The 19,256-nt window shown below is 37.5% G+C and carries 16 protein-coding genes and 3 pseudogenes; 2 read left to right on the top strand and 17 right to left on the bottom strand.

Annotation, left to right across the window (positions count from 1 at the left end):
- Positions 1–9 precede the first annotated feature (9 nt).
- The 14 genes and pseudogenes from H8S07_RS14535 to H8S07_RS13235 form a co-directional block, all read right to left on the bottom strand.
- Positions 10–543, bottom strand: coding sequence for a hypothetical protein (locus H8S07_RS14535; RefSeq protein WP_147323706.1), 534 nt, complete (start codon positions 541–543; stop codon positions 10–12).
- A gap of 72 nt (positions 544–615) precedes the next feature.
- Positions 616–864: pseudogene (locus H8S07_RS15040) on the bottom strand (DUF5592 family protein); the annotation flags it as partial.
- A 26-nt stretch (positions 865–890) separates the two neighbouring features.
- A complete protein-coding gene (locus tag H8S07_RS13290; RefSeq protein WP_186856193.1) occupies positions 891–2,774 on the bottom strand; it encodes a pLS20_p028 family conjugation system transmembrane protein in 1,884 nt (627 codons plus the stop codon).
- 15 nt (positions 2,775–2,789) lie between these two features.
- Positions 2,790–4,928, bottom strand: a complete 2,139-nt coding sequence (locus H8S07_RS13285; RefSeq protein ID WP_186856192.1) for a VirD4-like conjugal transfer protein, CD1115 family — start codon at positions 4,926–4,928, stop codon at positions 2,790–2,792.
- A gap of 4 nt (positions 4,929–4,932) precedes the next feature.
- Positions 4,933–5,304 carry a hypothetical protein gene (locus H8S07_RS13280; protein ID WP_186856191.1) on the bottom strand — a complete coding sequence of 124 codons (372 nt, stop codon included), beginning with the start codon at positions 5,302–5,304 and terminating at the stop codon, positions 4,933–4,935.
- An 18-nt stretch (positions 5,305–5,322) separates the two neighbouring features.
- Positions 5,323–6,786: an ArdC family protein gene (locus H8S07_RS13275; RefSeq protein ID WP_186856190.1), complete on the bottom strand. Its 1,464-nt coding sequence runs from the start codon at positions 6,784–6,786 to the stop codon at positions 5,323–5,325.
- Between the two features lie 280 nt (positions 6,787–7,066).
- Positions 7,067–7,294, bottom strand: a complete 228-nt coding sequence (locus H8S07_RS13270; RefSeq protein WP_117538482.1) for a hypothetical protein — start codon at positions 7,292–7,294, stop codon at positions 7,067–7,069.
- On the bottom strand, positions 7,275–8,360 hold the full coding sequence (locus H8S07_RS13265; RefSeq protein ID WP_186856189.1) for a hypothetical protein: 1,086 nt from the start codon (positions 8,358–8,360) through the stop codon (positions 7,275–7,277). The genes H8S07_RS13270 and H8S07_RS13265 overlap by 20 nt, the downstream gene beginning before the upstream one ends.
- Positions 8,335–11,067 (bottom strand): SpaA isopeptide-forming pilin-related protein, encoded by a 2,733-nt coding sequence (locus H8S07_RS13260; protein WP_186856188.1) that lies wholly within the window; start codon positions 11,065–11,067, stop codon positions 8,335–8,337. Before H8S07_RS13260 ends, H8S07_RS13265 begins: the two co-directional genes overlap by 26 nt.
- Before the next feature lie 153 nt (positions 11,068–11,220).
- Positions 11,221–11,463 carry a hypothetical protein gene (locus H8S07_RS13255; protein WP_186856187.1) on the bottom strand — a complete coding sequence of 81 codons (243 nt, stop codon included), beginning with the start codon at positions 11,461–11,463 and terminating at the stop codon, positions 11,221–11,223.
- A 44-nt stretch (positions 11,464–11,507) separates the two neighbouring features.
- Complete coding sequence (locus H8S07_RS13250; protein ID WP_207722435.1) at positions 11,508–11,711, bottom strand: helix-turn-helix domain-containing protein; 204 nt, start codon at positions 11,709–11,711, stop codon at positions 11,508–11,510.
- 118 nt (positions 11,712–11,829) lie between these two features.
- Entirely contained in the window at positions 11,830–12,432 is a 603-nt protein-coding gene (gene cas9, locus H8S07_RS13245) for a type II CRISPR RNA-guided endonuclease Cas9 (RefSeq protein WP_186856186.1), read from the bottom strand.
- 358 nt (positions 12,433–12,790) lie between these two features.
- Positions 12,791–13,747, bottom strand: a complete 957-nt coding sequence (locus H8S07_RS13240) for a hypothetical protein (RefSeq protein WP_186856204.1) — start codon at positions 13,745–13,747, stop codon at positions 12,791–12,793.
- Positions 13,748–13,992: 245 nt separating this feature from the next.
- Positions 13,993–14,103: a ParA family protein gene (locus H8S07_RS13235; protein ID WP_330598592.1), complete on the bottom strand. Its 111-nt coding sequence runs from the start codon at positions 14,101–14,103 to the stop codon at positions 13,993–13,995.
- Between the two features lie 34 nt (positions 14,104–14,137).
- On the opposite strand from H8S07_RS13235, the pseudogene H8S07_RS14965 reads away from it, so the two are divergent.
- A pseudogene (locus H8S07_RS14965) lies at positions 14,138–14,380 on the top strand (substrate-binding domain-containing protein); the annotation flags it as partial.
- Positions 14,381–14,508: 128 nt separating this feature from the next.
- Here H8S07_RS14965 and H8S07_RS13225 read toward each other — a convergent pair.
- Both H8S07_RS13225 and H8S07_RS13220 read right to left on the bottom strand, forming a co-directional pair.
- Positions 14,509–15,378 carry an AraC family transcriptional regulator gene (locus H8S07_RS13225; RefSeq protein ID WP_186856185.1) on the bottom strand — a complete coding sequence of 290 codons (870 nt, stop codon included), beginning with the start codon at positions 15,376–15,378 and terminating at the stop codon, positions 14,509–14,511.
- 8 nt (positions 15,379–15,386) lie between these two features.
- Entirely contained in the window at positions 15,387–16,709 is a 1,323-nt protein-coding gene (locus tag H8S07_RS13220; RefSeq protein WP_118287972.1) for an MATE family efflux transporter, read from the bottom strand.
- A 117-nt stretch (positions 16,710–16,826) separates the two neighbouring features.
- Between H8S07_RS13220 and H8S07_RS13215 the strand changes: the two are divergent.
- Positions 16,827–17,154, top strand: a pseudogene (locus H8S07_RS13215) (transposase); the annotation flags it as partial.
- 193 nt (positions 17,155–17,347) lie between these two features.
- On the opposite strand, the gene guaA reads toward H8S07_RS13215, so the two are convergent.
- A complete protein-coding gene (gene guaA, locus H8S07_RS13210; RefSeq protein WP_021859699.1) occupies positions 17,348–18,895 on the bottom strand; it encodes a glutamine-hydrolyzing GMP synthase in 1,548 nt (515 codons plus the stop codon).
- Between the last annotated feature and the right edge of the window lie 361 nt (positions 18,896–19,256).

Here is a 19,256-nt window from a genome sequence, read left to right as displayed (position 1 = left end):
CCTTATCTCCTATGCGACCAGTGAATTTTTATTATATAAGCGGTATAATATTTTGTGCTTTTTTTCTTCCGGTATTTCCAGTAATAATCCATCATTTCCAAGATGAAGCGTAGATTTCAATGTCAACATCTCTTTTTGCATCTCTTCCTGTGTTTTCGCATAAACCATATAATAATACTCTCTGGTTGTATTATTTTTCGCCAGCCATACAAGCTCATCATATTTCTGCTGCAGGAACTTTCTGTACATTTGATTATTCGTTGCGTTTATTTTCCGCTGCAGATAAGCCTGCTGTTCCTTTGTATCGCAAGGGAAATTTAACACTACCAATTTCAAGTCATTTTCAAACAGCTTGTACAACTTCGCAAACTTCATGCAATCGTACTCCACTTCATCCGCCGATGAATTGATCAGGTCTTTTGAATTGATCTGAACAAGATTCATATAAGTTCCATCCTTCATCCGGTAATAGCCTTCCTCCAGGTACTCTGCAACATCTATTTTTTCAAGAATACTTTTTTTTACCTTTTTTCCTTTCTTCATTTGGTATCCCTCTTCCTTCTCTATACGTTCCCGCCTCCGGCTTTTATTCAAGACCGGGGAATAACTTTCTTTATCTCTCCGCAGCATAATCATGACGCTTTCGTAATTACGCCTTTTTTTGTTATAGTAAGATTTTGCGGTTAAGAACACAGCCATCCCCAAAGAATAAATGAAAAAAACAATCTTAAGTGACGGGTGCACTAAATTTGCAAGCACCAGTGATACACTCATGTATATTAAGATAAAGAAAAAGTCGTAAATATAAATATTTTTTGAAACCTTCGTTTCGGATTTAATATCTTTTGCTACCAGATATCGCATTGCCTTTCTTCCTTCCTGCCATTTTTTTATGGATTAAAAATATCCTTTGGAGCTGTCTTCTTCTGTTCCATCTGTCCTTGTGTCTTACTTGTAGAATCCATCGTTTTTCCATTAGAAGAATCTGCTTCTAACACACCTTTCCATGTCTGATGAAAAATCTGTCCGTCAAACTCTACCGTTCCATTATGATTGATATCTCTTTTTGTCAACTCATCCGGATGGCTGATTTCTTTGTTCATATCTTCCAGATTTGCATTTTTATTTAACGGATCAACGCCATTCAAACTATCCATCATGTCATTAGAAATCGGGATCTCTGCATCTATACTTTCAGACTCCGGAAGTTCTGCCCCTGTCATTTCTCCGCTATCTGCCCCATTCAAGCTTTCTATAGAATTTGCAGATTCCGTTCCTAACTCTGCGGAATCAACTGCGTTTTCCATTTCCGGATCTGTATTGTTATTTTGCAAATTCATAGCATTTCCAGCATCATTCTGGCTATTTTCTTCTTTTTGATTTTCATTCGTTTCGTTTGCATTTGTACTTGCTTCTCCAGGCATTTCCGCATTTTTCTGATTCATATTTTCTGCAATATTTGCCTTTGCGCTCTGATCCGTATTATTCGTACGACTCTCTTTATCCAAAGTACTGCTATTTGTCATTCCGCTAAGTCCTTTACTCATCATCATTCCTGCAATTCTGGAAGCCTGAATACCTGCCATGATTTTTCCGGTTCCGGAAGATAATCCTGCATCAATACCAGTAAGTTTCTGGATAATATTAGGTCCATCAATTACCGCAAAAGCGATAAAAAGAAGGATCATAGCCTGTGTGAATCCTGAAAATCCTGTCTGATTTATGAACTTATATGCTAACAGGTATATTTTCAAACATATCATCACAAGAACTAACGTAATGTAGCTGTCTTTAATGCTATCCATAATTTTTAACGTCTTTTGGCTATTTGATAAATTAGCGGAATATAATACTGCAAGCACTCGCTGTATCACGATTTCGTATATAATCCGAACTACTTTATATGCCAGGCAGACATAGATCAATATCAGAGAACATAACCCTAATATGCAGTTAAACCACTGTATGTTATACCGGTAATAGTATTCATTTAATAAATCTGTCCAGGCAATTCCGTTATAACTTTCTTTTACCTGGATATTATCCTGTCTGTATAGGATTCTGTGAGACATCAGATCTTTTGAGCTTTCTTTCACATCATCAGGCTTCACTATTTCGTTGATATCAATCATTGCCATATCATTTTCTGAAAAATCGGAATAGGTAACCCGATTTTTCTTCGTCATATTCATAAGACCACCTTTAATGTGATCATCTAAATATATAAGGTCAAATACGGAAGAACCCACCATGTCATATACAATGCCCTTTGATTTTTCCGCCGCATTATCGTTCACGATTGCACTACGCATATCATCAGCAAGAAAGCCATTCAACTGCTGGATCAGATAGCCGGAAGACGATACGATTAATACCGCCAGGCACAGATTCATGACAAACTTTGGTTTCTTTTCATGCCAAAAGATAAGTACAATGCCAAGAAAAAGCAGCGATAGCGAAACTAATGATACAAATACCGGTTTCCATGCTTTGATAAAGTTTTCTACCGGCCCCCACTTTGTGAAATCCACTAATTTAAAGCAATTATCAAATAAATTAGCTGCATTCGTGGCAACCCATGCCAGCCCTTTCACTAGTGACCATCCACACCACCGGACTGCTGATGAAACTATGTTGTTGATTGCAAGAATATCATTGTTCCTCATGAGCACTTTCAATATGCCTTTTTCGTCTACAGCAAATGCTGTTGCTGGAAACAGAATGACCAATGCTGCAATCAACGCTGCACCTATGTAATATTTTTTCCTGTGCATAATCAAATCCTTCCTCTAAGCTGCCATACTGAACTCGATCATACTGATCATGGCTTGCTTATCTTCTTTTTTTGCATCACTATCATTTATTACTTTTATCAGATCTATAATAAATGTATTCGTATTTACATCTATGCCGAACATATGCTTTGTCAAGCGAATGATTTCATCACAATTTGACAATTCGGACAACTTTTTTGGTTCCGCAGACCGACTGTCCCCACCATTTTGAAAATGAGCAAATGCTTTTCGGTAATCAAATACAATATTCTCCAGTTGTATGTAACTGCAGTCTTCCGGATTCATTTTATTCATATCAATCTGATCCGGATTTGGAAATGTATTTTGCAGATATTCATAACGGAACAAAAATACTTTTCCAGATTCTACAGAATTAAAAATCGGTGTCGGTCGAATTCTGTGTCCCTTCAGATCTCGCCGCTTCATCACACGCTTAATTACACACTCACCTTCTTGCAACTCTTCCAACTGGTTCATGCTAAGTAATGGCTTTTCCATTGTTGATTCCGAAAAATATTTTTTCATTGTCAGTTTATCTCCCGATCTTTGGATATCTACGATCGTTTCATTTCCCAGATTTTCAGAAAAGTTTTTAGCAGTTGCATCATCATTCGTTAATATGAATATGTGATTTCCGCAGTTTCCCATCAATGTTTCTGCATCGTCACCATACAGCTTTTTCATTTGTGAATGTGCCTGAATATAAAGATCAAATGATATATTCCTTCCAAGGCATACTGTAATAATATTCGCCATACCTTCTATTGCCGGTAAATTTCCAAATTCATCACAAATGAACTTCACCGGTCTATCACATTTACCAGTTTTTGATCTGGTAGCTTTCTTTTCCAGCACAAATGTTAATTGACGTATAAACACCGTTGCCAAGAAATGTGTCGATTTATCGTAATCCGGAATACCTAAAAATATTGCCATTGGTTTTTCACTAAATCCGATATTTTCTAGCTGTACACTGCTCTTAGCTGTCATTTTTGCAATATTCTCAAAAGTAAATATTGTAAGTTTAGTAAGCATGGATGCAAATATTGATCCCTTTGTACGATCTCCGGTAACCTGAATACCAGCATATTTCATTTTTGCACGATCCAATGCCGGTCTTTGCGCAAAATAACTATCCAGTGCCGTTACATTTGGATTTTTTTCATTTGTGATAGTGGCTAATTCTGTAAAAGTATTGATGATTGAATACATATTTATCTTTTCTTCTTCGTGTTCTCGCAGGCAATCATCTACATGTGCTAATATCAATGCAGTTAACAATGAAGAAGATGTATCCTGCCAGAAAGAATCTGTATTTGCCGGGCTATCTGGATTAAAAATAGAATAACTGAATGCCTGTGCCAGTAATTCTGCCTCTGCGTAATTCCCATTCATATATTCTTCTTTAATCTGCTCCAATGGATTAAATCCCATAGAATGCAAGGGATCATCCAGATTCAATAAATGAACTATGTACCCTCTTTTCTCCAATGTTTCTTTTGAACATTTATATAATTCCATTTTAGGATCCGTAATGATCATGGACGTTTTCTTTTCAGCCCTTGAATATACGTCAATAGATGGAATTACAAACATTTCACCTTTGCCAGATCTGGTTATTCCGATAATCAGGTTATTGATTACAGAATGATCAATATATAAATTTTTTCCTATTCTTGAAATAATGGTTCCCCCATATCCAGGGAACTCTTTATCTCTATCCGGTATTTCCCGATACTGCTCTTTTATCTCTTTGTTTGTTGTCCATCTGGCTACCCCCTTTTGGCCAACATTAAGATTTTCTTCTGCAAATCCAGAACGTATCTGATATATCATCACGATATTACATAGCAAGCAACCGACTCCGACTATGATATATATAACTTTCAAAATCGGATATGTACTAATTTTTACGAAATCCGGAATCAGATTGGATAACCCTATATATTTTTCCGGATGCTCCAGATTCTTAACCAATTTAGGAAAATTGCATATAATATTCACTATATAAGAAACCAATAAAAAGAAAAAAATATCTGTAAATATACATCTTGCTGCAATCACATATTTATTTGCAAGAAACCGATTTAATTTCATGGTTTGCTTATAGCTTTTTTCTTTCTTCTGTAACATCTTTCTATCGTTCCATCTCCTGCTGCATTTTCTTTGTTTCTTTTACGTTTTTCAACATTGCTTTTTCTATATTTTCATCTAATGAATTTTGATTTTCCAAACCTTTCCACAGATCAATAGTTTCGCAATTTTCCTTTTCTACATTTTTAAGACATGATTTTTCCAATTCATCTATCTTCTCCCAAGTATATCCAAACTTATTTACAAGTTTCTCTGAAAGCTCGTCAATATAAATACTCATATCCATTGTAGGCTTATAAGCAAATATTTCTGTTGCAACTTTCAATCGATCTACTGTTAATCTTTCCAGAAATTCATCTACATCTTTTTCTGATTTTAAGATGCTGCCATCAATCTCTACGCCTCTATATTCCATAATCATTACCTCTGACGTTTACCGCTCCAACTCTTGTCCTTTTTGCATAGCTCTGGCTTTATTTATTGTATCCTGCATGGCTTTCTGCAAATCTTTATCCCATGTAATGCCTTTCTGATCTGTAAGCCTTTCCCATGTTTCCTTAACCTCTTCATAGTTTTCTTTAGCTTCTTTTAGGGATATTGCTTCTTTTCCACCTACATTTCCAACTGCAACTGGAACATCATTCTGATATACAATTGCAGAAATGTTTGATACAATTGGCTTTTCAGGCTCTAACACCTGCAACGGTTCATATGTGCTATAAAATCTTGCAACCACTCGATTATACTTATCACCAAACTGAACCTCTTGACTTTTCACTGCACTTTCATTCGTAGTGAATACAGCGTTGCCAATTTCCAGCTCTTCTCTTTTTAAAATGTTAGACATCTTATTTGTGTCCTTCATCTTTAATGCCTGCAGAAAATCCTGCACAGGGGTTTCTTTCATTACTTCTTTCCGTTTTTCTATCGGATTTTTGGATTCTATACAGCTTTCGTCCACTTCCATGGTTCGTTCTTCTGCCTTTTCAATAGCCTTATCTTTCTCTCGTTCTGCCATTTCATCCATATATTGTGAAGCTTTTTCTGCCTGTGCAATCGCTTTCACCAGATTTTCCGGCTTGTCTTCAATCATCTGAATCCAGCTCTGAACATATGCCTTGTGGTTATCAATATGTTCCTGTGTCTGTTCTACCTGCAGATCCGCAGACAAAAAACAGGAGGTCATTTCTGCAACCAGCTCTTCGTATGCATATTCCGGAGTTCCAAAATGTCCTTTCATTTCCCTGTTCAATCTTTTTTCATGCCCTGTTGCATGAGCAAGTTCATGTAATGCAGTCGCATTATATGCATAAGAATTAAAAAAGCTGTCCTTTTCTGGCAAATGGATCTCATCTTTTGCAGGTATATAATAAGCCTGATCCTGACCATCGTTATAGATTGGTACTTGCATGCCTTCTGCAATCTTTTCAATCAATTGTTCCTGATCAACTTCTTTATGGTTTTCCTTAATTTTTTCCGGAATACCTTCAATCAGATCACCATTAAATACTGTGGTATATGTTGCTCGCAGAGAATATCCTTCTCCGATCCGTCCATCTACATCTTTCAGCTCCTTCCATGTGACTGCCTTTTTTTCTTCATCATCATAAGGAAACCAATATTCAACTTTTACACCATGTCCTTTCGCATTTTGAAGCTTCCATCCATTCTTTTTTATTTGCAGGAATGAAGCCCAACGATTATCTTCATATCCTCTCGCCCTGGCAATCAATTTCAAATACATAAAATTGATTCCCCTGTATTTATATCCTGTTTCGGCATTTTGAGGCTTTTCTGCTGTCCATCCTTTTTTCCAATCTAACTGTTTTTCTTCAAGAACAGACAGAAAGGTTTTTGCTAAATTTTCACGATACTCATTTATCTTGCTGTTCTTCATCTTCCGTTATCTCCGTCATACATTCTTCTACTTCTTCTTGAGTCAATGTATCCTCATCAATAAATATCTGTATCTTCTCCATTTGCTACCTCTGCTTTCTTTCGATCAACTGCTTAACATATCCTTCATATCTTTCTTCCGTTTTTTGTTCGTTTTTCTTAATTATTTCAATTTTGATAGTTTCCATTTTCCACCTTCTCCTTTTCTCCACATCTCAAAACATAGTTATCTTCATATCCATGAATATAACCATCTCATAGCTCTCTTGTAGGCATTGCATTTAAAATGCAATCTGCCCTGTAATCCATTTTGCTGTATAGATTGCGCCTAAGATCAATAACGCTCCTAATATTACCCATGGAAGTGATTTTTTCCCTTTCTGTCTTGATTCCTCACTTGGAATTGCACACATTACACCAATCACAATAAATGCAACTGCAATAAGAATGTATGTATACGGTGTAACTGCTGTACATAACTTATTAATATTACTCGCCCACTTGTCCATTCTTTATTCTCTCCTTTTCTTCTGTCTTTTCCTTTTTTCTTCTCAAAATAAATAGAATAATCACGATCAATGCCAACAGCAGGAAGATTCCAATCCCCACATATATCGGCGTATAATCCACTGGTTCTGGATGATACGTTGCTACAGCCTTAATCTGGTAAATAGATTCACTGTCACTTTCTATTACCTTTTTTCCTGAATAGTTGGCTGTATATACAACTCCCATCTCTTTTTTTTCTTTTATGCTGCCACGGTAATTTGCTCTGTAATAAGCAACGCTCCTCTGCACATCTGCCCTGGCATTCCGGTAAGTCATTCCATTTTTTGTATATGGCTTGCCAACCCAGTAAGACCGGAGCACCCTGTGATCTGACTTAGATGCTCCAACGGATTTCAACAGTTCACTTTCATAACCTTTCAATGGATTAGTTGTATTTTTTTTAATCTGTTTTCCCTGCCACTCATACACATCCGCATCATAATTTTTAAATGTGATATTGATATGTGTATTCTGCCATCCGGATTTACTGGTTTTTGTTATTCCAGAAAGCTTACACTGTACTTTTTCCATCTTTCCTGTCGCTGCGTTTTTTACCGTGATCGTCTTTATCGCCGGTACCTGGCTGCTTGATACCTGATGATCATAGTCTGTATATCCGGTCACTGACTGGGTATAAGCTTTCTTATACTCCACGTCTTTCTGATCAACATTTTGAAGTACATAAGTAATTCCATCTTTCTTTATCTGCTTGGGAAAATCAGCCTTTTTTCCTTTTGCTTTTACATTGCTTTTTCTGGAAATCTGTACTTCTTTTTCTTTTTTTACCGGCTTTTCGGAGAGTACATCATACTTCGTGACTCTGAGTAAATATTTTTTCCCATTCTTTGTGATCGATTTTGGAAAATCATATGTCTGATTTTTATTATCTGCCGTATATGTTTTTGATTTTGTAACCGTTTTTTCGCCTGCCGAGACAACTTGTCCCGGCAACGCGCTTAACAGGATGCTACCTGTCAACAGGCAGCTAATCAGCATCTTTCTATTTCTTTTCTTTTGCTTCCTCATCCTCTTCTTCCTTTCCTTGTCTCTTTTTTATATAAAGGACAAGTGCTGCTGATCCGGCAAGCAATATTACAGAAAGTAACGGATTTGCCTGATCCCCTGTTTTTACATTTGTATTTTTATCTTCACGTCCTGAATGTGGAATATTGGTATCGATCGTTCCAATCTGAAGTTCATCAATCATTACGACCGTCTGCAGCTTGGATGTTTTTTTGATCGTGAATTTCACATCTTTAGCCAGCTTATACTTCTTCGGGCAAGATACTTCATGAAGAATATATTTTCCTGCCGGAAACTTTTCCTTTTTCCAGCTCGTTTTTCCGGAAGAAAACTCTTCAATTACTTTTCCTTTTTTATAAAGGATTTTCTGATCATCTTCTCCCAGCTTTGCTTCCGACTTAATATCTTCTGCAGCTATGATCTGCAGTTTGCATCCCTCTAGCAGTTTCTTAGTATCTGATGCCAGCTTCTTTACTTCAATTCTTGTCCTGACATCTTTCATTTCTACAGTCTGTGTTTCGCCATCATCTTTGACTGTAAACTCCACGTCTTTCGCCTTGCTGTATCCATCCGGTGCTGTTTTTTCAGACAAGATATACTTCTGCCCTACTATCAGACCATCTACCTTGTGTGGAGTTTCTTCTGAAATCCAACGATCGATCTCATTTCCCTTTTCGTCTTTGATTACCAGCTCCGCACCAACAAGTGGCTTCTTCGTTTTTTCATCCAGTTTCAGGATCTGTACTTGTTTGTCTTTCATGACAACTTTCTGATTTTTTCCATCATCAGCAACCGTGAATGTAATATCATTTGCTTTACAATATTCGCTTGGTGCAACTTTTTCGGATAAAATATACTTCTTTCCCACAACTAATCCGGAAATCACATGCGGTTCTTCTCCGGATGTCCAATGATCCAGCTCATTTCCTTCTTCGTCCGTTAAGCTCAGCTCTGCTCGTGGCAGTTCTTTCTCACCGGTTATATCTGTTTTTGAGATTATCACCTGCTTGTCTTTCATGACAACTTTTTGGCTGCCTTCATCTTTCACTGTAAATTCAATGCTATTCGCCTTGCAGTATCCATCCGGTGCAAGTACCTCTGTAAGCGTATATTTCTTTCCCACAACCAGTCCGGTTATCTTATGAGCTTCTTCCTCTGAGATCCAATGATCAATTTCATTTCCTTCTTCATCGGTCACACTCAGCTCTGCTCCCGGCAGTTCTTTTTCACCGGTGATATCTGTTTTAGAAATAAGGATTTCTGTAGGCTGATCAGATACCGTTAAGCTGATCGGCTCGCCTTTCCATCCATCTTTGATTGAGAATGTCAAATCCTTTGCCTTAAAATATCCTTCTGGTGCATCTGTTTCCACCAGTTCATATTCACCCGGCTGCAGATAATTCAACGATTCTGTTTCGCCTTCTTTCACGCTTGTTGCATAAGGAAGAATTGCGACACCATTATCACCTGTTGTAAATTCTACAAAAGAGCTTCCATCTTCTTTCTTCCAGGTAATATCTTCTCCTGTTTCCTTGGAACGGATCTTGAAAGTTGCATTGGCTAATGGTTTTCCTGTCACTGCATCTTTTTTCAGAATCTGTATGCTATTAATCTCCTGATTAACTATTTTTTTGGCAATCGTAGCTCCTACGATGTGCACCTTAAACGGATTTGCCGGAGTATAGCCTTCCGGTGCATCTGTCTCATAAACGATCCAGTCTCCGGCAGAAAGCGTTACTTCTGCCACACCTTTTGAATCCGTTTTAAATACGACTTTCTTTTTTGTAGTAGAATTAATTGCGGTAAACTCTACTCCTGCACCAGCAGCCACTTCCACACCTGCAGTCGATTTCAACATTTTTTTGATAATGACCTTCCCCGGGGCGGCAGTCCATTCTACTTTCAGTGATGTCGTTTTTGTTGGATCTTTTACTCCTGATTTTATAAGATTCTGTGTTTTAGCACTCTTTGTTTTACACAAAATACTTTGGAACTCATGAAGCGTACCTTTAATTTTACCTGTGCTAAAAGCTCCACTCATGGACAATGGAGCGGTCAGATAAAAGGTGCTTCCACCATAGATCTGTACTTTTCCGGTAGTGCCACTGGTTTTACCAGTAACACGTTTTAACGTTACATTTTTCGGTAATGTTATCGTTACCTTATTTCTGCTATCTGCTTTAAAAGTTATATTTTTTGTCCGCTGCACAGAGCCACTGATATAACTTTTTGCAACAGACACGCTAAAATCTACTTCTTTGGACGGTACTGTCTTATTTTTGATATAATTCAGAAACTTAGATAATCCTATTTTTGCATCTGTAGGACCACCTAAACTGATTACAGATTTCGCGCCACTGTAATAATAACTCAATGCGAGTGAAGTACATACATATCCCTGTGCTTCACTTTTAAAGCCATTCCACTGTTCCTGGCCTTTCCATCCGTAATAAAGTACTTTCTGTACATTTTTATTCTTATAGATTGAGGTTGTTAATTTCGTTCCAGTCGGTGGCGTGCTTTTTTTATGTTCCATACAAAAAGCAACCTTCCCATTTACTGAAAACTTTCCTACGGTTACTCCTCCATAGGTCATTTTTCCGTGATATGCCACCTTATCTGCCGCCGCTGATGCTGGAAGATTTGGCAGAATACTGGCACACATTACGATCGCCAGGAATGCGGCGATCCATTTTTTTATGTTTTTCATCTCTTCCTCCTGTTCTAAATAAAAAAACTACTAATCTCCTATATTGATCAGTAGTTTTTATCTTAAGTCTCTCGTAACTGTCTGTATTCTACTAACCAATATTCCATATCTGCTTGACTTACCACCTCACCCCATGTTAATATTGGTTTGGATTTAATTGGTGTGGCGTAAGCCATGGGCGCATCTGTTTGCGGCAGATGTGCTCTTTTTTTGTCTTCTTATCTCTTCCAGCTCATCTCTATAGTTTTGTAGTTTTTCTACTGCTATTCCAACAAGAATAATTAATGTTCCCATTAATAAGTATGGAAGAACTTGTTGTATTGATTTATTATTTTCTATTCCTATACAAGCAAGTATCCAAAATGCAATTCCTATTAATCCGGTATTCGCTATCATGAACTCACCTCCTGACATTGCATATTTATTTTATAAGCAGGCTTTTATCGTAAATTTCTCTGTGCTGTGTCCGGATCATATAGATCCCGTCTGCCATTCCCACCACCGCCACGTTGTAATTCTCGATATAGCGTTCCTCTATGTACATTTAATATTTCTGCAATATCTTCTGTTGATACTCTCTCTTTACATAACTGTGCAATTTTCAATCTGTCAGCGTACGTTAATCTCGTATATTTTCTTGGCATGATTCACTTCTCCTTAAACAAAAAAATGTCAGAAGAGGTTATCTTCCGACACTAAATTTAGGTAAAAAAATAAATGCGGAAGAGGTTTAAAACCTCTTGTCGCATTTAATTTTAAAACTTATCCTGTTATTTCTAAATCAAAGTCCAGTTCTTCATCCTTAACATTCTGGATAAATGTTTCAAATGTATTTTTAAACTCTTTAACCTGCTCTATGTCTCCCGATAACAAGAAATGTCCCCTGTGTTTTATCATATGATGCAGTGCCAGATAAACCAATCGAATATCTGGTACTTCTTTTGTCTCCATCAGCCATTTTCTCAAATGGTAAATCGTTGGAAACTCTCTATGATAATCTTTATCTGTGAACTCAGGATCAACAAATAATGCATATGGAAGCTCTGGACGCTCCCCGTTTATGTCTCTTTTATCTTCCGGATAATACTTACTTTCTTTCATTCTCAAAAAAAATCCCGGATCGATCTTACTGACTTCTTCTGCAAATAACTCCTGCAGTATATTAATTCTCCAACCTCGTCTGTCCAGTCTTCTTCTGCCTGTCCTGTGCATACGCCTTTCTTCTGCTGTCTTAGCACCTTCAAATAGACGCACTCCCCATAATGCTTTCCCATGTCTTCTTAAAACATGGTATTCTTCATCTGTAACACTCCATCCGCAAGAACTAGTACCCATGTCCAGACCTAAATAGTAATTACCATCCATTGTTTTCCTCCCTTTTGCTTTATTAATTGTTTATTTTATATTGACTTTATTTCCAATATTCTCTATACTAAAGACAAGTTTAGTACCATATTAGACTTTACATCATAAGTTCAAATAAGAATTTATTCAAATCGTCACTTTGATGTGACCCACAGTGTGTGGATGAGCTTGCTATGCAAGCTCTTTTTTATTTATCAATAGCAGAACGGAGAGTAAAAACTGCTATAACTGCTGTTTTTACTCTCCGTTCGTTCTGTCCAAATAGCAAATTTGTTTTCGTAAATAAATTATATTATATATTTCTATTTTTATGCAAGCACTTTATTTATTAAAAACTTATCACAAAATAATAATTCCCCTACCTGTTCTTCTCCTCCCAGTAATCATATGCATCATCATACCCATTGTCGTAATCTCCATCTCCAAATTCTTCTGCCCACTCATCAGCAAAATCGTCTGGATCATCATAATCATACACGTCATACGGATCATATTTTTTCTCCTTTTGTGTGTTCTTAGAACTCGTCGTATCATTATCGCTGTCAGACGTGTCTTTCGAATCAGATTCTCCCATGAGTCTTCCTCCAGCTTTTATAACAGGACCGCCGCTCGCGTCACTGTCATCTTCATCATTCTCATCTGTATCCTCGTACTCATCTGCATCGTCATAATCATCTTCTTCTGCCTCATCTGCATACAACTGCTGTCTCTTTGAATCTGTCAAAATGTACTCATCGTCTCCCTTTTTCGTAAGAATATACCATCCAGCTTTCGTCTTTATGTCCATCTTATCAGAGACGTTCGTATACACAACCACATTCCTGTCGTTTTTGTAGTTAAGAAACTTTCGCTCTACCTGGGATGTTTGCAGTATATCATATGCCGGCTTCATATAATTACAGACTTCTTTATAGCTTTTGTTTTCATTATAAATTTCATCCAACTTCACACATGTAAACTCAACACTGTACGAAAATGGATAATCACCATCTTCATCGCAGATAGCACTGTCTTCATCCTCATCATCTTCTATTTCTCTGCCATATTCATCATACTCCGGCGTCGATCCCGAATATTTGTCATACTGATACAAAACCTCCACACCTTCCAGTCCGGCTTTTTCAAGTGTCTTCTGCAGCTTCTCTGTATAAGATGACATATATTGTTCTGCCATCTGCTCTCTTGCGTGCTGCTCCTGCTGCGCTTTCTTTTCCTGCCACTGGCTGTAATATCCGGAAAATACATACACTCCCCAAAGAAATAACACTGCAAAAATACTTGCACCAATCAATTTTGTTATCTGTTTCTCATTCATAATATTTTCCTCAACGCTTTCCTTTTATCCTTCTACATATTCCAAATAATCGTCCTCACTTGCGAATAACATATAACTTCCGTCTACATATCCCATATATCCCTGTGCTGTTGTATAACCTTTCATATTTGCCACTCTCCTTGCTATTGTGACCGGCTCCCCGGCATGTCGTGTTTCTTTGATAGCTATAGAATAGCAAAAGAGGTGTACAATAAAAGCGCCTACTGGTTTATTTAACCTGCCCTTTAACCTGCTAATCCAACTGCCAGATTCACGCAACTTGTTGTCTTGCCAACTCCACCTTTTTGTGAACATAATGCCAATACTTTACAATCCTTCATTACTTTCTCTTCCATCCCTTTTATCCTCCCATAAATAACTTGAACCTTTATCCAATGCCAACAGCTCGGATATCAGGTTCCTGATGATGTCAGCATTATCGGGTTTGATGATCTGCCAATCACTGCTTATACATCACCTCCACTGACTACAATCAGACAAGATCGTATTGAACTGGGAAAAAGTGGATTCTTTGCGTTATCCAGTCTTCTTAATGGCGTTTCAATCAGTACATTTTTATTGCATACACAGCTGATTGAAAAGAAATCTACAGGAAATGTTCCTGTAGCATAAAATTGCCTGATTATTTATTGATTGAGCAGACTGATAACAACTCTATACAACAAAAGGTTAGGAAACTCCCTTTCAGGTGTTCCCTAACCTTTTGTTTGTAACATCGTTTATGTTTCTTTCACACTCCGCTAAATCCATGTACTCGGCTCATTTTTTCTATATTTTAACGGAGACACTCCGTATGTTTTTTTGAAGCTTCTGATAAAATAACTTACATTCTGATAGCCACTGAGCATTGCAACCTCTGTAACTGGAATGTCCGAATTTTGTAACAACTGTTTTGCATGCTCCAACCGCAAATATGTAACATATTTTGAAAGCGTAATATGAAAATGTTCTTTAAAATATTGCGATACATATTTTTCAGAAAGATGGAACTGTTTCCCAAATTCCTTTAATGATATCTCCCCTGTAAAACTCTGCTGTATGTATGAAATCATCTCTTTTTCTACAGTATTTCTTCCACTTTTATCATTTTCGATTATAAATCCATTCTCCCACATGTGAAGAATAAATTGTAAAAGAATTATTTTTGTCTTTATCTGAACAGCTATTTCCAACTTCTTTTCATCATTTTTTGCCATATATATTTCGGCCAACTGCTCACACAACTCTTTTGCTGCATCCTTGATCCTTGGTCTTATCATCAAATGACCATTTTTTAATGGAGTAAGCAATTTATCATCTAACATGTCATCTGTGCAAAAAGAGATATATTCAAGTGGAAAAAGGAAAGTAAAATAATCCACTTCTCCAGTCTGTGAACCCATGAAATGCAGATTGCCCGGCGACACTACAAAAGCATCCCCGGGGGTTCCAATGTAATTTTCTCCTGATATACTTACAGTCAAAAACCCACTTTTTACATATATAATTTCCAGTTCATCATGCCAATGTACCGGTATCTGAAATGATCGTCCCTCATTTTTTATATAATATGTACTAAACGGATCATCCTTTGTACCATGCGGTTTATTTTCCTTTAATTCAAAGTACATAATCTCTCCTATACTTCTATAAGACCTTTACTTTTCCATTTTCCACTCTTCCATCTAAGTACCATTCCCACAGCTCTCGCACATTCGTCACCTGCCATAGCAATATGTGATCCTACAGCCAGAAGTCCCATGTGTATTCCGAGAAAATAAGTTCCGCCAACTGCAAACAAATACATAAATATTGCACCTAGTATAACCGGGAAAAGTGCGTCTCCACTCGTTTTTAATGCCTGACCATATACAAGGTTTGTTACCCTTCCAAATTCAAGAAAGACATCTACTATTAACAACTTTACCACAAGATTTATCATCTGTGTATCATCAGTAAATATATGCACGATAAAATGTCCTGCCAATGCAAATGTCACGGAAAAACAGGTCGCTGTGATGATACCGTATATCGCAGCTTTTCTCGTTCCCCTTTTACATTCCTCAAACTCTTTTGCTCCAATTCTCCAACCAGTCATAATTGCATTTGCCTGAGCAAGGGCAGCTCCCACACAATATGAAAAATTTGCAATCTGTACAGCATATGAGCGTGCTGTAACATTCATTCCATCCACATCCATCTGATTCATAAAACGCACAATAAAGGTCATTGCGATGTTGTAAAGTGCTGTTTCAAGCGCAGAAGGAAAACCAATCTTAACAATCTGCGCAAATATCTTTCTTGATGCAATTCGCTCAGGACTCTGTTTTGCTTTTATAAGCACAGCCCCCATACCTACTACAATAATAAGATTTACAACTCTTGAAATAACCGTGGCAACAGCAACTCCCATTACACCCCAGTTGAATACAAATAAGAATACTGAATTAAGTATTATATTGAGAACATTTCCAACAACAGTTCCTATCAAAGAATGTTTTGTATATCCAAACACTCTCAAATAACTGGAGAAAATAGGAATCAGTGCATTTAAAAAACATGCGCCGCCAACAATTCTAAGATATATTTCAGCCGGCTCAAGCAAAGCCGGAGCAATACTTACGATTCGAAGTATCCCACCAGAAAAAGTAGCAAGAATTACAGACATTACGATACCTATCAATGCATTGAATATAAGTCCAAGTTGTCTTGCCTGATACGCTATCCCCGGTCTTCCGGCTCCGATATTTTGTGACATAACAGCTATCATACCCGACGATATTACGCCGAACATGATAATAAAAACACCTATATATGTATTTGCTGTTCCCACTGCTCCTACAGCCTGGTCGCTTACAGATGATAGCATAAGCGTATCGACCATACCTGAAAGCATATAAAATAAAGTTTCTAAGCATATTGGCACAGATAACTGTGTTAATGTTTTTCTTTCAGCTGCCATAGTTTTCTCCTCACATACAATTCAAGAATACTATATCAATAATACAATATATTTCTATGTAATTCTTGTATAATATCCTGTGAAAATTGCACTATTTCTACTTTATCTTAAAAAGTACTAGATCGTGTTACTGAAAAATGGACCGCAAAATACCCGAATTCTATGAAACACTGGTATGATAACTGGGATGCAATAACGCCGATTTTCAAGTTTTCACCGGATGTCGGAAAGGTTATTTACACGACCAATGCAATTGAAAGTCTGAATTCTACCTACCGTAAGCTCAACCGTCAGAGAAGCGTATTTCCAAGTGATACAGCATTCCTGAAAGCCCTGTATCTGGCAACTTTTGAAGCCACAAAAAAAATGGACTATGAGCATTAGAAACTGGGGACGGGTCTACGGTGAACTCAGCATTATGTATGAGGGACGACTCCCAGAATAACAGAATCTATATGCATGATGAGAAGGACGTTTTTGACGTCTGCTACAAAAAACCTTACTGACTCCTCAAAATCAGTAAGGTTTTATTCATATAAATAGGTCTAAAATTTGTTGGTGCTGCCATATCGTTGCCACAATAGGCTGTTCACACTCTGCAAAGCCTTTATTTATGGGCTTTTCCGCGATTTTTCAAGCTACTCAAACTCAATCGTTCCAGGCGGCTTACTCGTCAGATCATACATTACTCTGTTGACACCTGTTACCTCATTAATAATTCGGTTCATTACCTTATTCAGTACTTCATAAGGAACTTCGGCTGCTTCTGCTGTCATAAAGTCGATCGTATTAACCGCACGAAGTGCAACTGCATAATCATATGTTCTAAAATCGCCCATAACTCCTACACTTCGCATATTTGTAAGTGCTGCAAAATACTGTCCGACTGTCTTGTTCATTCCGGCTTTGTCCATCTCCTCACGGTAAATAGCATCTGCATCCTGAACAATCTTAACTTTCTTTTCCGTTACTTCGCCAATGATACGGATTCCAAGTCCCGGTCCCGGGAATGGCTGACGGAATACCAATCTCTCCGGAATACCAAGCTCCAGTCCTGCTTTACGTACTTCATCCTTGAACAGATCACGAAGTGGCTCGATGATTTCTTTGAAATCTACATAATCCGGAAGTCCACCAACATTATGGTGAGACTTAATCACTGCAGATTCTCCACCCAGACCACTTTCTACAACGTCCGGATAAATCGTTCCCTGCACAAGGAAATCTACTGCCCCGATTTTCTTTGCTTCTTCTTCAAATACACGGATAAATTCTTCTCCGATGATCTTTCTCTTCTTCTCTGGTTCTGTTACTCCGGCAAGTTTATTATAAAATCTCTGCTGTGCATTCACACGAATAAAGTTCAGATCATAAGAACCTTCCGGTCCGAATACAGCTTCAACTTCATCCCCTTCATTCTTCCTCAAAAGACCGTGATCTACAAATACACATGTCAGCTGATCCCCTACTGCTTTGGAAAGCAATACAGCTGCTACTGAAGAATCAACACCTCCGGATAAAGCGCATAACACTTTGCCGTTTCCGACCTTTTCACGGATCTGTTTGATCGATTCTTCCACAAATGAATCCATCCTCCAGTCACCTGCACATCCGCAAACTCCAAGCACAAAATTGGATAGCATCTTTGTTCCTTCTACAGAATGAAGTACTTCCGGATGATACTGAATCGCATATAAGCCATGTTCTACATCTTCTGCTGCTGCCACCGGACAATTCGCCGTATGCGCTGTCACTTCAAATCCAGGCGCAAGTTTTGAAATATAATCTGTATGACTCATCCAGCAGATTGTCTTCTCTGATACATTTTCAAAAATCTTGGAATCTTTCTTATCTACCAATACTTCTGTCTTTCCATATTCTTTTACATCGGAAAGTTCTACTTTTCCGCCAAGAACATGCATCATAAGCTGAGCACCATAGCAAAGTCCAAGAACCGGGATTCCTAATTCGAATAATTCTTTTTTATATGTTGGTGAATCGACTTCATAGCAGCTGTTTGGTCCACCAGTCAGAATAATTCCCATAGGATTCATTGCTTTGATTTTCTCAAGATCTGTCTTGTACGAATAAATCTCGCAGTAAACATTACATTCTCTGACACGTCTTGCAACCAGCTGGTTATATTGACCGCCAAAGTCAATTACAATCACTAATTCTCTCTTCACAAGAATTCCTCCTAGATAGCATTTCTATCTTCTTTTCTCCTTTGCAGGATATTTCTTTTCCTCACAGGATACATTTAAAGACAATTTCTATTATACGTTACAAATGTTGCCTTGGCAAGAGATAAGAAAGGTAATAAAAAAATTCCCTGCGTGGTCAGGGAATTTTTCGCTAATCTAACAAAATTATTTAACTCTAACTTTAATTGTCTTTTTTACAGTTTTGTAGTTAGTATCTTTTACAGTAACTGTAATCTTGTAAGTACCTTTCTTAGCACCTTTCTTTACATAGATCTTTCCGTTTTTAACTTTAATCTTAGAATAGTTGCTCTTATAGGTTGTCTTACCAGCTTTCTTAGTTACT

The sequence above is a fragment of the Dorea hominis genome (assembly GCF_014287705.1).
GTDB lineage: Bacteria > Bacillota > Clostridia > Lachnospirales > Lachnospiraceae > Dorea_D > Dorea_D hominis.
The sequence above is the reverse complement of the archived record's forward strand: the minus strand, read 5'-3'. Positions and strand labels throughout refer to the sequence as shown.

Bases quoted from the DNA above. Each gene is read 5' to 3' on its own strand.
- H8S07_RS14535 (WP_147323706.1), bottom strand. From the start codon at position 543: ATGAAGAAAGGAAAAAAGGTAAAAAAAAGTATTCTTGAAAAAATAGAT.
- H8S07_RS13290 (WP_186856193.1), bottom strand. From the start codon at position 2,774: ATGCACAGGAAAAAATATTACATAGGTGCAGCGTTGATTGCAGCATTG.
- H8S07_RS13285 (WP_186856192.1), bottom strand. From the start codon at position 4,928: ATGTTACAGAAGAAAGAAAAAAGCTATAAGCAAACCATGAAATTAAAT.
- H8S07_RS13280 (WP_186856191.1), bottom strand. From the start codon at position 5,304: ATGGAATATAGAGGCGTAGAGATTGATGGCAGCATCTTAAAATCAGAA.
- H8S07_RS13275 (WP_186856190.1), bottom strand. From the start codon at position 6,786: ATGAAGAACAGCAAGATAAATGAGTATCGTGAAAATTTAGCAAAAACC.
- H8S07_RS13270 (WP_117538482.1), bottom strand. From the start codon at position 7,294: ATGGACAAGTGGGCGAGTAATATTAATAAGTTATGTACAGCAGTTACA.
- H8S07_RS13265 (WP_186856189.1), bottom strand. From the start codon at position 8,360: ATGAGGAAGCAAAAGAAAAGAAATAGAAAGATGCTGATTAGCTGCCTG.
- H8S07_RS13260 (WP_186856188.1), bottom strand. From the start codon at position 11,067: ATGAAAAACATAAAAAAATGGATCGCCGCATTCCTGGCGATCGTAATG.
- H8S07_RS13255 (WP_186856187.1), bottom strand. From the start codon at position 11,463: ATGATAGCGAATACCGGATTAATAGGAATTGCATTTTGGATACTTGCT.
- H8S07_RS13250 (WP_207722435.1), bottom strand. From the start codon at position 11,711: ATGCCAAGAAAATATACGAGATTAACGTACGCTGACAGATTGAAAATT.
- cas9 (WP_186856186.1), bottom strand. From the start codon at position 12,432: ATGGATGGTAATTACTATTTAGGTCTGGACATGGGTACTAGTTCTTGC.
- H8S07_RS13240 (WP_186856204.1), bottom strand. From the start codon at position 13,747: ATGAATGAGAAACAGATAACAAAATTGATTGGTGCAAGTATTTTTGCA.
- H8S07_RS13235 (WP_330598592.1), bottom strand. From the start codon at position 14,103: ATGGAAGAGAAAGTAATGAAGGATTGTAAAGTATTGGCATTATGTTCA.
- H8S07_RS13225 (WP_186856185.1), bottom strand. From the start codon at position 15,378: ATGTACTTTGAATTAAAGGAAAATAAACCGCATGGTACAAAGGATGAT.
- H8S07_RS13220 (WP_118287972.1), bottom strand. From the start codon at position 16,709: ATGGCAGCTGAAAGAAAAACATTAACACAGTTATCTGTGCCAATATGC.